The sequence below is a fragment of the Lachnoclostridium edouardi genome (assembly GCF_900240245.1).
In the GTDB taxonomy this organism is placed as follows: Bacteria; Bacillota; Clostridia; order Lachnospirales; family Lachnospiraceae; genus Lachnoclostridium_A; species Lachnoclostridium_A edouardi.
Map to the genome: position 1 here is coordinate 2,811,395 of NZ_OESQ01000001.1, position 14,902 is coordinate 2,826,296.

Genomic DNA, 14,902 nt, shown 5'->3' on the forward strand with positions numbered 1-14,902 from the left:
AGATAGGAGATTTGCATGTATCAGGTTTATATTGTAGATGACGCAGTTCTTACCAGAAAAGCGCTTGTGATGACAGTGCCCTGGGAGCAATGGGACTGCGTGGTAGTAGGATCGGCGGACGACGGGGAAAAGGCGTTTGAGGAGATTGTAAAGCTGTCCCCTGATATTGTTATTACAGATATCCGCATGGTGCGCATGAGCGGTCTGGAGATGATTGAAAAGTGCAGAGAAGCAAATATAAAGGTGCAGTTTATTATTATTTCCGGGTACAATGAATTTGAATATGCCAAAAAAGCTATGAAAATGGAGGTGCTGGATTATATTTTAAAGCCTATTGACGACCAGGAGCTTTATCAGGCTATTTTAAGGGCCATACACAGGCTGGAGGAGCAAAATGTAAAGAAAAGCGGACATTTGGAGGGGGAAAGCCGCCAGCCTCTTATTGATTATGATGAAAATAACTTAAACGCCTATTTAAGGCAGGCTTTAAAATATGTAAGGGAAAATTACAGCTCTGATTTATCAGTGCGCTCAGTGGCAGGGTATTTAAATATCAGCGAAAGCTATCTGGCAAAATTGTTTAAAACAGAGATTAATATTACGTTTCTGGAATATCTTACAAGAGTAAGGCTGAGGAAATCCATGGAGCTTATGAAGGATAAAAACATGCCTATTTATGAGATTGCTCAAAGAGTGGGGTATAAGGATTACAGGTATTTCAGCGGAACATTTAAAAAGTATATAGGAATTGGGCCGAAAGAGTATCAGATGAGAACTTAAATCGAAGAACACTTGCATTGGAGACTGGATTTGGATTTTTAGGAGAGGTGATAGACTTGGAAGAATGGGTGCTTGTAGAATTAGGATATTTAGGGAGAATTGTGCTGGCAGGCATTTGCGGAGGCGTAATTGGATACGAAAGGCAGAGCAAAAGAAAAATTGCAGGTTTAAGGACCCATGTGATTGTAGCCGTGTCTTCTGCTTTAATGATTATTCTTTCTAAATATGGGTTCCAGGATGTGCTGGATGAATATGTGAAGCTGGACCCTTCCAGGGTGGCTTCAGGAATTGTAACAGCCATTGGATTTTTAGGCTCAGGTATGATATTTTTCAGAAATAACAGCGTCAGCGGTTTAACTACGTCGGCAGGAGTGTGGGCTACAGTAGGAGTGGGGATGGCAGTGGGAGCAGGAATGTATGCAGTAGGAGTGGCAACTACAATTATTGTGCTTTTGGTGGAACTGTTTCTGGGCAGAAAAGGAGTGCTTTCAGGAAAGGGAAAAGAGCTTAGAGATATTGTAGCTGAATGTAAACAGGAAGATGAAAGGCCTGGAAGGGCTTTGGCAGATCTGCGCAAGGCTGTGGAGGAATGCGGAGGAAAAATTACACGGATTACAGTAAAGAAAAAAGAAGACGGAATTATGAAGGTATACATGCAGGCGGAGACAGAGGACAACTGGGATGCAGCCAGCTTTACAGCCGCGGCTGTTTCCAGAACAGAGATTATAAAAATTACTGTGTAATTGTTATAAGGCCTTACCTGGCCCTCCTATTTGCTTGACAAAAGGCAGAAAATGTGAGACAACAGAACACAGCGAAACATAAAGATAAAAGCTGCAGGAGGACGCTGTAACTGTGAAAACTCAAAACATTGCAAAATACGGGATGTTAATTGCCCTTGCGTTTATTTTCAGCTATATAGAAGCTATGATTCCAGTGCCTATGCCGGCGCCGGGGATGAAGCTGGGCCTGGCCAATTTAGTGTCGGTAGTGGGACTTTATACAGTAGGCGTCTTAGGCACCATGGGTGTGGCTCTTATCCGCATTGTGCTGGTAGGCTTTACCTTTGGAAATGCATTCAGTATGTGGTATGGACTGGCGGGAGGCATAACTAGTTTGGTATTAATGCTTCTGTGTAAACGGACTGGATGGTTCAGTATTTTAGGGGTCAGCGTTGTGGGAGGCATTGGACATAATTTAGGGCAGCTGCTCTTTGCATCCTGGACCTTGAACCAAAAAGATATTATGTATTATTTTCCAGTACTTGCCATAGGAGGCCTGGCGGCGGGAGCTGTAATAGGAATTCTGGGAGGCCTGGTAACTGAGAGAATAAAAAAGGGAATTGGCAGGTTAAAAAAATCTTGACAACAGAAAAAACAGGTGGTATACTGTGAAAAAATTTAAGATTGTAAACCGTTGAAGTGGAGATAAAAACAGATGTGCACTTACAGAGAGTGAGGGAAGGTGAAAGCCTCATAGAACGCAGTTTGTTAAATGGACCACTGAGGGCATAGTCAAAAGTTTCTTGGGAAGCCTAGTATTCTATGACGTGTTGGCATACGTTAGTTGCCGGGAATATGTTAGTATTTCGCAGAGAGTGTGAGTTGTTCACAAAACCAGGTGGCACCGCGGGCAGTGTATATTTATTTCCATCAGTGATAAATATAAAAGGCTCGTCCTTGGCAGAAGTTTATTCTGTCATGGGCGGGCCTTTTTTTATTGTTTCATAGGAAATTGCGTCCCATGAAACAATAAAGCTCCGGCGCCAGCGTGCGCTTTGGCGCATACTTTTTCTGCGTAGGAAATTCAGAAAGGAGACATCAGTTATGGCAATTTACAGACCATCAGAAGAAGAGTACAAAAAGTTATCTTCAGACAGCAGCTTTAAAGTGATTCCTGTCAGCAGGGAGATTTTCTCAGACATCAGAACTCCCCTGGAGGTGCTTAGAATATTAAAGCAGGTCAGCAATCACTGTTACATTCTGGAAAGCATAGAGGATTCTGAAAAATGGGGCAGATATACATTTTTAGGGTATGACCCTAAATTGGAGCTGGTATGTGAAAACGGAAAAATAAGAATTACCTCCGCCGCTGTTATGGAGGCGGAGACAAAAAATCCAAGAGAATATATTGAGAAGGTGCTGGAGGAATACAAAAGCCCCAGGCTCCCCTATCTTCCCACATTTACAGGCGGTCTGGTGGGGTACTTTTCCTATGATTATATAAAATACGGCGAGCCTTCCTTAGGATTTTTAGGGGAAGATCAGGAACATTTTAAAGATATAGACTTAATGTTGTTTGACAAGGTAATAGCTTTTGATAACTTCAGGCAGAAGATGATTTTAATTGTAAACGCTAAAATTTCAGAAGGTCAGGCAGGATACAAGAATGCAGTGATGGAGTTAGACCATATGGCTCATATGTTAAAAAGCATGGAGCCAGGCATATGTCCTCCTGGAAAAATGAAAACTCAGATCAAGCCTTTATTTGAAAAAGAGGAGTACTGTCAAATGGTGGAAAAGGCAAAAAAATATATTTATGAGGGAGATATTTTCCAGGTAGTGTTGTCCAACAGGCTGGAGGCTGAATTTGAAGGCAGCCTGATGAATACATACAGAGTGTTAAGAACAACCAACCCGTCCCCCTATATGTTTTACTTTTCCAGCCATGATATAGAGCTGGCAGGGGCTTCCCCGGAAACCCTGGTAAAAGTGGAAAATGGAACAGTTCATACATTCCCTTTAGCAGGCACAAGGCCCAGAGGCAAAACAGAGGAGGAGGACCAAAGGCTGGAAAAGGAGCTTTTGGCAGATGAAAAGGAGTTGGCAGAGCATAATATGCTGGTGGACTTAGGGAGAAATGATCTTGGAAAAATCAGCAGATTCGGCACTGTAAAGGTGGAATCCTACATGAGCATTCAAAAGTTTTCCCATGTTATGCACATTGGGTCCACTGTTCAGGGAGAGCTGGAAAAAGGAAAAACAGCTTTAGACGCAGTGGAAGCAGTGCTGCCTGCGGGAACTTTATCAGGGGCGCCGAAAATCAGAGCCTGCCAGATTATAGAGGAGCTGGAAAATAATAAAAGAGGGGTGTACGGTGGAGCCGTTGGATATTTAGACTTTACGGGAAATATGGATTTGTGTATCGCCATTCGCCTGGCCTATAAAAAGAAGGGAAAGGTTTATGTCAGATCAGGAGCAGGAATTGTGGCTGACAGCGTGGCAGAAAAAGAATTTGAGGAGTGTATGAACAAGGCCAAGGCTGTGCTGAACGCTTTAAAAACAGCAGAGGAGGGAGGAGAATTATGATACTTTTAATAGATAATTACGACAGCTTTTCCTACAATTTATATCAGCTGGCAGGCAGCTTGTACGGAGAAATCAAAGTAATCCGAAATGATGAAATGACAGTGGAGGAAATTAAAAGCCTGGCGCCAGAAGGTATTATATTATCTCCGGGCCCTGGAAGGCCCTCTGAGGCAGGGTGCTGTCAGCAGGTAGTGAAGGAGCTGGGAGGAAAAATCCCTATTTTAGGAGTGTGCTTAGGTCACCAGGCTATTTGCCAGGCATACGGAGGGAAAATTACTTATGCCAAACAGCTGATGCACGGAAAACAATCTGTGGTAAAGGGGCAGGGAAGACTTTTTTTAGGACTGTCGGATTCCTTTCCGGTTGCCAGATACCACTCTTTAGCGGCTGAGGAGGAAAGCCTTCCAAAAGAGCTGATTATTTCGGCCAGAACAGAGGACGGAGAAGTTATGGCAGTGGAGCACAAGGAATATGCTGTATATGGATTGCAGTTCCATCCGGAATCTATTTTAACCCCAGATGGAAAAAAGATAATAGAAAATTTTCTGGAGGTAGTAAGAAATGATTAAAGAAGCAATTATGAAATTGGCAAGGGGCGAAGATTTATCATATGAAGCGGCAGAAATGGTAATGGATGAAATTATGGGAGGAAAGGCCACTCCTGTGCAGATGAGCGCGTTTTTAGTAGCTATGAGCATGAAGGGGGAAACTATTGATGAGATTACAGCCTGCGCGGCAGGAATGAGAAAGCACTGTATCCGCCTTCTACACCATATGGATGTGCTGGAGATTGTAGGAACAGGAGGAGACGGGGCTAATTCCTTTAATATTTCTACTGTATCCTCCCTGGTAATTTCTGCGGCAGGCGTGCCGGTGGCAAAGCACGGCAACAGAGCCGCCTCCAGCAAATGCGGGGCGGCGGACGTATTAGAAGCTCTTGGGGTAAATATTACAGTGCCTCCGGAAAAAAGCACTGAAATATTAAATGAAATTGGAATTTGCTTCTTATTTGCCCAAAACTACCATATTTCCATGAAATATGTGGCGCCTGTGAGAAGAGAGCTTAGCATCAGAACTATTTTTAATATTTTAGGCCCTTTGGCAAATCCGGCGGGAGCAAATATGGAGCTGCTGGGAGTATATGATGAAAGCCTGGTTAAACCTTTGGCAGAGGTGTTAAAAAACCTGGGAGTGAATAATGCAATGGTTGTATACGGGCAGGACAGATTAGATGAGATTTCTATAAGCGCTCCGACTTCTGTGTGCGAGATCAGGGACGGAGCTATGAAATCCTACGTTTTACTTCCAGAGGAATTTGGCATGAGCCGCTGTTCTAAAGAGGAGCTGGAAGGCGGAACTCCAGAGGAAAACGCGGTGATTGCTCTTAATATTTTAAAGGGAGAAAAAGGGCCTAAAAGAGATGCGGTGCTGTTAAATTCCGGAGCAGCTTTATATATTGCGAAAAGGGCGGCTTCAATAGAAGAAGGAATAAACATTGCCAGAGAAATTATTGATTCCGGAGCGGCTTTAAAACAGCTGGAAAAATTTATACAGCTTTCTAATGAAAAGCAATAAAGGAGGCGCCCTATGATATTAGATGAAATCGCCGCATATGCCAGATACAGGGTGGAGAATAGAAAAAGGGAGGTTTCCCTGGAAGAAGTAAAAATAAAAGGGCTGGAGCTTGCCGGACAGGAGGGGAAAAAAACATTTCCTTTTGAAAAGGCTTTAAAAAATCCGGGGCTTTCTTTTATCTGCGAGGTAAAAAAAGCCTCCCCCTCTAAAGGTCTGATCGTACAGGAATTTCCTTATCTGGAAATCGCCAAAGCTTATGAACGGGCAGGGGCGGCGGCCATATCTGTGCTGACAGAGCCTAAGTATTTTCTGGGAGACGATAAATATTTAAAGGAGATTGCAGCCACAGTAAAAATCCCTGTGCTGCGAAAAGACTTTGTAGTAGATGAATACCAAATATATGAGGCCAAGGTTTTGGGGGCGTCGGCAGTGCTTCTGATCTGCGCTATTTTAGATAAAGAAACCTTATTAAAATATAAAACCATTGCGGACACATTAGGACTTTCTGCTTTAGTGGAGGCTCACACAGAGGAAGAAATAGAAACAGCTTTAAGTATAGGAGCCAGAATCATAGGCGTAAATAACAGAAATTTAAAAACCTTCCAGGTGGACAACAGCCTTAGCCTTCACCTTAGAAAAATGATACCCGACCATTTGTGTTATGTTTCAGAAAGCGGAGTTAGGGGAAGAGAAGATGTAATAGCGGCTGAAAAAGCAGGGGCAGACGGAATTTTAGTGGGAGAGGCGTTAATGAGAAGCAGAAATAAGGAAGAGATGTTAGCTAAGCTGCAGGGAAGAAATTAACAAAAGGAGGCTGCAAAGCTATGGAAAAGCCACAGCATGTAAAGGTGAAAATCTGCGGCCTTACCAGGATGGAGGACATTAAGGCAGTCAATGAATATTGTCCTGATTTTATTGGTTTTGTATTTGCTAAGTCCAGCCGGCGGTATGTAAATCCAGAACAGGCAGGTCTCCTTGCCCTTCAGGCGAGAAAGGAAATCTGCAGGGTGGGAGTTTTTGTAAATTCTCCGGAAAAGCAGATTTTAGATCTGGTAAAAAAAGGAGTAATTCAAATCATCCAGCTTCACGGGGATGAGGATGAAAATTACATAGCCAGGCTGAGGGAAAATCTAAAAAGCTGCGGCCAGGCGGGAGAAGAAGCGAAAATCATAAAAGCCTTTTCTGTGAAAAATCAGGATGATATAAAGACAGCAGGCCTAAGTAAGGCAGATTATGCGCTGTTTGACAACGGCTCTGGAGGAACAGGAAAAATGTTTAACTGGTCCTTTTTAAAAGAAATAAAAAAGCCTTATTTTCTGGCAGGAGGAATCAGTCTGGACAATATAAAAGAGGCTTTAAACCTGGGAGAAGAAACAGGCTGTCCTCCCTTTGCCTTAGATATCAGCAGCGGGGCAGAGACAGAGGGCGTAAAAGACAGAAATAAAATAGAGAAGATAATTAGGAGGATTAGAGAATGAAAAAAGGCAGATACGGCATTCACGGAGGACAATATATTCCGGAAACGCTGATGAATGAAATCATTAAGCTGGAGGAGGCTTATGAGTATTACAAAAATGATCCGGAGTTTAATCAGGAACTGGATTTTCTCCTGAAGGAGTATGCAGGGCGGCCGTCTCTTTTGTACTATGCGGAAAAAATGACAAAGGACCTGGGCGGGGCTAAAATATATTTAAAAAGAGAAGACTTAAATCACACCGGCTCCCACAAAATCAACAATGTGTTAGGACAGGTGCTGCTGGCGAAGAAAATGGGAAAAACCAGAATTATAGCTGAGACGGGAGCTGGACAGCACGGGGTAGCCACGGCTACAGCGGCTGCACTTTTAGATATGGAATGTGAGATTTTTATGGGCAAGGAGGACACAGACAGGCAGGCATTAAATGTTTACCGTATGGAGCTTTTAGGGGCCAAGGTGCATCCCGTTGTCAGCGGAACTCAGACATTAAAGGATGCAGTAAATGAAACCATGAGAGAGTGGGCGTCCAGGGTTTACGATACCCACTATGTATTAGGGTCTGTAATGGGACCTCACCCATTTCCCATGATTGTCAGAGATTTCCAAAGTATTATCAGCAAGGAAGCCAGGGAGCAGATTTTAGAGAAAGAGGGGAAGCTTCCTTCAGCAGTAGTGGCATGTGTTGGCGGCGGCAGCAACGCAATGGGCACATTCTATAATTTTATTCAGGATAAGGAAGTAAAGCTTATTGGCTGCGAGGCTGCGGGAAAGGGAATTCATACAGAGAAACATGCGGCCACCATTGCAAAAGGCCAGCTGGGAGTATTCCACGGAATGAAATCTTATTTCTGCCAGGACGACCACGGACAGATTGCTCAGGTATATTCTATTTCAGCAGGGCTGGATTACCCGGGAATCGGGCCGGAGCACGCCTATCTTCACGATTGTAAAAGGGCTGAATATGTGCCGGTAACAGATGACGAGGCGGTGGAAGCTTTTGAATACCTGGCCAGAACAGAGGGAATTATCTGTGCCATTGAAAGCGCTCACGCTGTGGCTCATGTGAAAAAAATCGCCCCTAAAATGGGCAAGGATGAAATTATAATTGTATGCCTGTCAGGCAGAGGAGATAAAGACGTAGCGGCAATCGCGCGGTACAGAGGAGTGAACATATATGAGTAAAATTCAAAACGCATTTAAAAATGGTAAAGCATTTATCGGATTTCTTACAGCAGGAGATCCTGATTTGGAAACTACAGAAAAGCTGATTCTTTCTATGGACAGAGGCGGCGCAGACTTAATTGAAATAGGAATCCCCTTTTCCGACCCCATTGCAGAGGGAGAGGTTATTCAGGAGGCTAATATTAGGGCCCTGGCGGCAGGGACCACTACAGATAAGGTATTTTCCATGGTGGAAAATGTAAGAAAAAAAATTCAGACGCCTATTGTGTTTCTCACATATTTAAATCCTGTGTTTTTCTACGGCTATGAAAGGTTTTTTAAACGGTGCCAGGAAGCTTTTGTAGACGGAATTATTATTCCTGATCTGCCATATGAGGAGAAGCAGGAGGTGTGTGAAATTGCAGAGGCCTATGGGGTAGACGTGATTTCTATGATCGCCCCCACCTCAGAAGAGAGAATACAGAGAATTACAAAAGATGCAAAGGGATTTCTCTATGTAGTTTCCTCCATGGGAGTGACAGGGGTGCGGTCAGAAATAAATACAGATCTGTCCTCCATGGCCGCGGCTATCAGAAAGGCCTCCAATGTGCCGGCGGCAGTAGGCTTTGGCATCAGCACTCCAAAGCAGGCTGCAGACTTAGGAGTGGATTTTGACGGAGTAATTGTAGGAAGCGCCATTGTAAAGCTGATCAGTCAATATGGAAGGGAGGCGGAGGAGCCTGTTTATGAATATGTGAAGAAAATGAAAGAGGCTACTTGTGTTCCTTCTGTGAAATAGATATAATGGTATCATTGCAGGCTGCAGATTTCTTGTGAAAAACAGGTGAAAAGAAGGCTGCAAAAATCTGATAATCAAACAGGGGGCAGGATTATGGTATATAAGGCTGTTAAAAATCTGGTTCAGTATGGTTTAGATACAGGTCTGATAAAGGAAAGAGATAAGAATTACGCTGTAAATCAGATTCTTTCTGTGCTGGAAATGGACGAGTACCAGGAACCGCAGGAAGAGGCAGACAGTGCAGATCTGGAGGAAATTTTAAAGGAGCTGTTAGATTACGCCCAGTCAGCCGGACTTTTAAAGGAGGACAGCATAGTTTACAGAGACCTTTTTGATACTAAGCTGATGAATTGTCTTATGCCCAGGCCTTCTGAGGTGGCGGAAAAGTTCTGGCAGCTTTATAAGGGAGAATCTTCAAAGGCGGCTACAGATTATTACTATAAATTAAGCCAGGATTCTGACTACATCCGCCGTTATAGAATTAAAAAGGACGTTAGGTGGGTGACATCCACAAAGTATGGAGATTTAGACATTACTATTAACTTGTCAAAGCCGGAAAAGGACCCTAAGGCCATAGCCGCGGCTAAGCTTATGAAACAGAGCGGTTATCCTAAGTGCCAGCTGTGCATGGAAAATGAAGGCTATGCAGGCAGGGCCAACCATCCGGCCAGAAATAATCACAGAATTATTCCTCTGACAATGAACGGCTCCTTGTGGGGATTCCAGTATTCCCCTTATGTATATTACAACGAGCACTGCATTGTGTTTAACGGACAACATGTGCCTATGAAAATTGAAAAAGCTACTTTTGTAAAGCTGTTGGATTTTGTGAAGCAGTTTCCCCATTATTTCCTGGGCTCTAATGCAGACCTTCCTATTGTAGGCGGCTCAATTCTCACCCACGACCATTTTCAGGGAGGAAATTATACCTTTGCCATGGCAAAGGCGCCTATAGAAGAAAATATTACCTTCCCCGGTTTTCCTCAGGTGGAGGCGGGAATTGTAAAGTGGCCTATGTCTGTAATCAGAACCAGATCCAGGGAAATTAAGCCGTTAGTGGAGCTGGGGGATAAGATTTTAAAGGCGTGGAGAGACTATACAGATGAGCAGGCCTTTATATTTGCCTGTACGGAAGGGGAGCCTCACAACACAATTACCCCTATTGCCAGGAAAAACGGCCAGTTCTATGAGCTGGATTTAGTGCTGAGAAATAATATTACTACAGAAGAATTTCCTTTGGGAGTTTACCATCCTCATCAGAACCTGCACCATATAAAAAAGGAAAATATTGGCCTGATTGAAGTAATGGGGCTGGCAGTTCTGCCTTCCAGACTGAAGGAGGAGCTAAGCCTTTTAGGCCAATATATTATAGAGAAAAAGGATATTCGTTCCAACCTTGATTTGGAAAAGCACAGCCACTGGGTAGAAGAATTTCTTCCAAAGTATGAGGCAGTCACTGAGGAAAATGTGGATGAGATTTTAAAGGAAGAGGTAGGTCTTGTGTTTGAAAAGGTACTGGAGGACGCAGGCGTTTACAAATGTACCCCTAAAGGCCGTCAGGCATTTAAAAGATTCATAGAAAGTGTAAAGTAAATCAGGGCAGTGAATATGGAAAATACATTATATATAGTAGTTCCCTGCTACAATGAGGAGGAGGTTTTGTTTGAAACCTCCAGCCGCCTTAGGGAAAAGGTAAGGGCAATGATAAAGCAGGGAAAGGTATCAGAGGACAGCAGGATTATATTTGTAAATGACGGTTCTAAGGATAAAACATGGGAGATTATATATAAGCTTCACAAGGAAGATCCTATATTTGGAGGCGTTAATTTAAGCTGCAACAGAGGACATCAAAATGCGCTTTTAGCCGGACTGATGACAGTGAAGGATCTGTGCAGTATGGCTGTATCTATGGACGCAGATCTTCAGGACGATATTGACGCAGTGGAACAAATGGTAGACCGCTATCTGGACGGCTGTGATATTGTGTACGGAGTGCGCAGCAAGAGAGAGACAGACACATTTTTCAAAAAAGCTACGGCAGAGGGATTTTATAAATTTATGAATCTGCTGGGGGCGAATACAGTGTACAACCATGCAGACTACAGGCTGATGAGCAGAAGAGCCTTAAATGGGCTGGCAGAATTTAAGGAGGTAAATTTATTCCTGAGAGGCATTGTGCCTATGATCGGCTATAAAAGCGACGTGGTTTACTATGAAAGACATGAACGGTTTGCAGGAACCAGCAAGTATCCTTTAAAAAAGATGATATCCTTTGCCATGGAGGGAATTACCTCGTTAAGTATTAAGCCTATGCGCATGATTACAGGAGTGGGAATGGCAGTAGTCGGAATCAGTATTCTTATGCTGGCATATTCTGTAATTCAGTATTTTCGCGGCAATACAGTTCCGGGATGGAGCAGCCTTATGGTTTCCGTATGGGTTGTGGGAGGAATGATTTTAGTTTCCCTTGGAATTGTAGGCGAGTATGTAGGCAAGATTTATATGGAAACAAAGGGACGGCCCAGATATTTAATTCAGGAATTTCTCAATGAGAAGGGAGAAAAAAATGAAGAAGAATAAGCTGACATGGGGAGAATGGGCCTTTGTGCTGTTCTGCTTTCTGTTTTATTTATCATGGAGTCTGGTTCAGCCTTATACATATGGACCGGACGAAGAGATGCGGTTTCAGATTCCTGAGTTTATTTATTTGTACGGCAGTCTGCCAAACGGATTTGACGAAAGACTGATATCACCTAACTGGGGCTTTTCCTATGCCTTTTACCCCTGCTGGCTGGGGCCATTGTGCAGCGCCCTGTTTATGAAAATAACCAGTATATTTTCCCAGGATTTTTTTCATCTGCTATGCGCCGCCAGATTTACAAGTGTAATCAGCGGCGCTTTGACAGTGTATTTTGCAATGAAAAGCGGAAAGCTGTTATTTAAAGGGCCGGGCCGGTGGATATTCCCGGGGCTTATTGGGATGCTGCCTCAGTTTGCTTTTTTGTCCAGCTATGTAAATAACGATGTTATAGCCATTATGGGCTCCTCTGTAATATTTTACGGGTGGTGCCTGGGAAAAGAAGACTGGAATATAAAAAATTGCCTGATACTGGCCGGAGGAGTTATTATTGTAGCTCTTTCTTATTACAACGCTTACGGCTGGATTTTAGGCAGTATGATTTTATTTATTTTTAACTTTTTGTGGGAATCCGGAAAAAACAAGGGCATGGCTGTAATGTGGAAGCGGGCCGGCTTTACTGCGGTGATTGTACTTTTATTTATTTCCTTTTTCTTCATCAGAAACGCAGTGCTGTATGAGGGAGATATTCTGGGAATGAGCACTTTAACAAAAGCCGGGGAAATGTATGGCATTCCGCAGCTGAAACCGTCTATGAGAAGAACTCCCTACAATTTGGGAATGACCTTGGGGGAGATGATGGAAAGCGTAGATTTTACAGGCAGACCATGGTATAAAATGACATACGAAAGCTTAATAGGAGTTTTTGGATGTATGAATGTGTTTGCAGGTCCTTTTACCTACCGGGTGTACACTGTGATTTTCATTTTGGGCCTGGCAGGGCTTTTGGTCTCAGTTTTTGTGAGAAAAAGGGACAGACATCAGTGGGTATTTGAGGCAGTGCTGCTGTTTTGTTTTGTAATTCCCATATTATTAAGCATTTACTACAGCTATTATACAGATTACCAGGCTCAGGGCCGGTACTGCGCCACTATGCTGGTGGCTCTCATGTATTTTACAGCTTTTGGCATGGAAACTCTCTTAGAGGGCGCGGGAAGGCTTGTGGGAAAAAGGCTGGAAAACCTGGCGAGAGCAGTGTTTTTAGCAGGTTTAATAGGACTTTCTTTAAAAATATATTTTCTTACCTATCTGCCTTCAGTGAAGATTTAGAGAAAACTTGTCAATTTTCTTAATAATATGTAATAAAATTGTTATTGAATGGAAGAACTGGATGGGGTATTATATGGAAATACAGAATAGAAACTGGCGTACCAGGAAAATTAGGAGCGCCGGAGGCATCATCAGAATTCATGGAGGTAAATGAATGGTAAGAAAAAAACTAATCAGAAGGGCAGCGGCAGTATTTTCAGCTTGTTTCCTTACCCTTGCCGGAGCTTCTGTGTGCTGGGCAGATACAGGAAGCCAGCAGACTGCAGTTCAGGCAACAGCACAGATTACATCCTGTAAAATCGGCTCCGATAAAAATACAGTTACAATCACAGCCAGCACAGGCGGAGATATGACAGGCACAGACGGAAAGTTTTATTTGTTTGAGATGAAGCCCTATGAGGATGAGTTAGGAAGCAGAAGAGATTTTCTGGCTTCCGGTGAGGGAAGGAGTCTTACCTGGAATACTACTTTAGATTACGGAACGTCTGCAGATAAGCTGTACAGCAGATTTGCGGTGGCAGCCTACAATGGCACGGACTTTGTCAGAATCAGCGAGCCTTATTACATTACAAACCCGGAAGCAGTGGCAAAGAATACAGACCCATTTTTAGACCCTTTAACAAAAAAGGGATTGGGAATTGAAATTGATATGCTGGATGACGCTTTTGATTTAGGGGTAAAGCATGTGGGAACTAACATTGCTTTCCATCAGATCTTAGGCAGCGGAATTGATTATACATATGACGGAAAGACGTATCATTTTAATAAAGCTGTAATTGAGGATTACGACGAGACCATCAGCGCCCTGTCGGGAAAAGGCATGACTGTTACGGCAGTTATTTTAAACGGCTGGAACGACGCCACCCCGGATCTGATTTATCCAGGTACTCAAAAGTCCTCCAACGCTTTCTACTATTTGTTTAATGTGGCCACCCCGGAGGGCTTTGAGCAGACGAGAGCGATTATTGCATTTTTGGCGGACAGATACGACGGTTCAGACCCAAACCACGGAAAAATTTCTAACTGGGTAGTTGGCAACGAGATCAACAACCAGCAGTGGAATTACACAGGAGAGTGGGATATTACAAGCTATGTAAAGGCTTATCAAAAAGCTTTCCGGGTATTCTACACAGCAATTAAAAGTACCAGTGCCAACGACAGAGTATATTTCTCCTTAGATTACAATTGGAATGCGGAGATAGACGGAAAGCTGAAATACGGCGGAAAAAATATTGTAGATTACTTTAATTCCATAGCTAATAATTGGGGACAATTTGACTGGGGCTTAGCCTACCATTCTTATCCCTGCCCTATGACAGATCCTAACTTCTGGGACGACGACAAAACAGGCTTAGTTACAAATGATATTAACTCCCCAGTAGTTAACTTTAAAAATATTAATGTGCTGACAGATTACTTTGCAGGAGTTCAGCTAAGGGCCCCGTCAGGAGATGTACGCCATATTATTTTAACAGAACAGGGCTTTACAGCTATGAATCAGGCAGGGCAGGATATTCAGGAGCTGCAGGCGGCTGCCTTTGCGTACTCCTACTATCTGGTGGACAGTAATCCTTATATAGAAGCATATATTTTAAGCCGTCAGGTGGACGCCCCGTCGGAAATTAATACAAATAAGCTGGCCTTCGGTCTTTGGAGCTGCGATATGAGTCAGCCAAATAAAATTGTCAGCGTTCAGAGAAGAAAAATTTGGCAGGTATTCAGGGACATCGACAAGAAAAAGGATACCTTGGCTGCTACTGAGTTTGCAAAATCTATTATAGGTATTAACAAGTGGAGCGATATTGTACCTAACTTTAAATGGAGAGCCCAGGAGAAATAAAATAAGCTTTAACTACTACCCTTAGACAGGACAGAATGAAAACCTGTTTAAGGGT

14 protein-coding genes are annotated in these 14,902 nt (G+C 43.2%); all 14 read left to right on the plus strand.

Annotation, left to right across the window (positions count from 1 at the left end; genetic code table 11):
* Positions 1-15: 15 nt before the first annotated feature.
* The 14 genes from C1A07_RS13415 (at position 16) to C1A07_RS13480 (ending at position 14,847) form a co-directional block, all read left to right on the plus strand.
* Positions 16-780 carry a response regulator transcription factor gene (locus C1A07_RS13415; protein WP_101877541.1) on the plus strand — a complete coding sequence of 255 codons (765 nt, stop codon included), beginning with the start codon at positions 16-18 and terminating at the stop codon, positions 778-780.
* Between the two features lie 56 nt (positions 781-836).
* Positions 837-1,523, plus strand: a complete 687-nt coding sequence (locus C1A07_RS13420) for an MgtC/SapB family protein (RefSeq protein WP_101877542.1) — start codon at positions 837-839, stop codon at positions 1,521-1,523.
* A 112-nt stretch (positions 1,524-1,635) separates the two neighbouring features.
* Entirely contained in the window at positions 1,636-2,145 is a 510-nt protein-coding gene (locus C1A07_RS13425; protein WP_242972322.1) for a Gx transporter family protein, read from the plus strand.
* A 461-nt stretch (positions 2,146-2,606) separates the two neighbouring features.
* Positions 2,607-4,088 carry an anthranilate synthase component I gene (gene trpE, locus C1A07_RS13430; protein ID WP_101877543.1) on the plus strand — a complete coding sequence of 494 codons (1,482 nt, stop codon included), beginning with the start codon at positions 2,607-2,609 and terminating at the stop codon, positions 4,086-4,088.
* Entirely contained in the window at positions 4,085-4,657 is a 573-nt protein-coding gene (locus C1A07_RS13435) for an anthranilate synthase component II (RefSeq protein ID WP_101877544.1), read from the plus strand. The genes trpE and C1A07_RS13435 overlap by 4 nt, the downstream gene beginning before the upstream one ends.
* Complete coding sequence (gene trpD / locus C1A07_RS13440; protein ID WP_101877545.1) at positions 4,650-5,663, plus strand: anthranilate phosphoribosyltransferase; 1,014 nt, start codon at positions 4,650-4,652, stop codon at positions 5,661-5,663. The genes C1A07_RS13435 and trpD overlap by 8 nt, the downstream gene beginning before the upstream one ends.
* A gap of 12 nt (positions 5,664-5,675) precedes the next feature.
* A complete protein-coding gene (gene trpC / locus C1A07_RS13445) occupies positions 5,676-6,467 on the plus strand; it encodes an indole-3-glycerol phosphate synthase TrpC (RefSeq protein ID WP_101877546.1) in 792 nt (263 codons plus the stop codon).
* Positions 6,468-6,487: 20 nt separating this feature from the next.
* Positions 6,488-7,141 (plus strand): phosphoribosylanthranilate isomerase, encoded by a 654-nt coding sequence (locus C1A07_RS13450; RefSeq protein WP_101877547.1) that lies wholly within the window; start codon positions 6,488-6,490, stop codon positions 7,139-7,141.
* A complete protein-coding gene (gene trpB / locus C1A07_RS13455; RefSeq protein WP_101877548.1) occupies positions 7,138-8,322 on the plus strand; it encodes a tryptophan synthase subunit beta in 1,185 nt (394 codons plus the stop codon). The genes C1A07_RS13450 and trpB overlap by 4 nt, the downstream gene beginning before the upstream one ends.
* The gene (gene trpA, locus C1A07_RS13460) at positions 8,315-9,100 is read left to right on the plus strand and encodes a tryptophan synthase subunit alpha (protein ID WP_101877549.1); all 786 of its coding nucleotides are present in this window, start codon (positions 8,315-8,317) and stop codon (positions 9,098-9,100) included. The genes trpB and trpA overlap by 8 nt, the downstream gene beginning before the upstream one ends.
* Before the next feature lie 93 nt (positions 9,101-9,193).
* Positions 9,194-10,693, plus strand: a complete 1,500-nt coding sequence (galT, locus tag C1A07_RS13465; RefSeq protein ID WP_101877550.1) for a UDP-glucose--hexose-1-phosphate uridylyltransferase — start codon at positions 9,194-9,196, stop codon at positions 10,691-10,693.
* A gap of 15 nt (positions 10,694-10,708) precedes the next feature.
* On the plus strand, positions 10,709-11,680 hold the full coding sequence (locus tag C1A07_RS13470; protein WP_101877551.1) for a glycosyltransferase family 2 protein: 972 nt from the start codon (positions 10,709-10,711) through the stop codon (positions 11,678-11,680).
* Positions 11,667-13,007 carry a hypothetical protein gene (locus C1A07_RS13475; protein WP_145996060.1) on the plus strand — a complete coding sequence of 447 codons (1,341 nt, stop codon included), beginning with the start codon at positions 11,667-11,669 and terminating at the stop codon, positions 13,005-13,007. Before C1A07_RS13470 ends, C1A07_RS13475 begins: the two co-directional genes overlap by 14 nt.
* Before the next feature lie 154 nt (positions 13,008-13,161).
* Positions 13,162-14,847 carry a DUF5722 domain-containing protein gene (locus C1A07_RS13480; protein ID WP_101877553.1) on the plus strand — a complete coding sequence of 562 codons (1,686 nt, stop codon included), beginning with the start codon at positions 13,162-13,164 and terminating at the stop codon, positions 14,845-14,847.
* Positions 14,848-14,902: the final 55 nt, after the last annotated feature.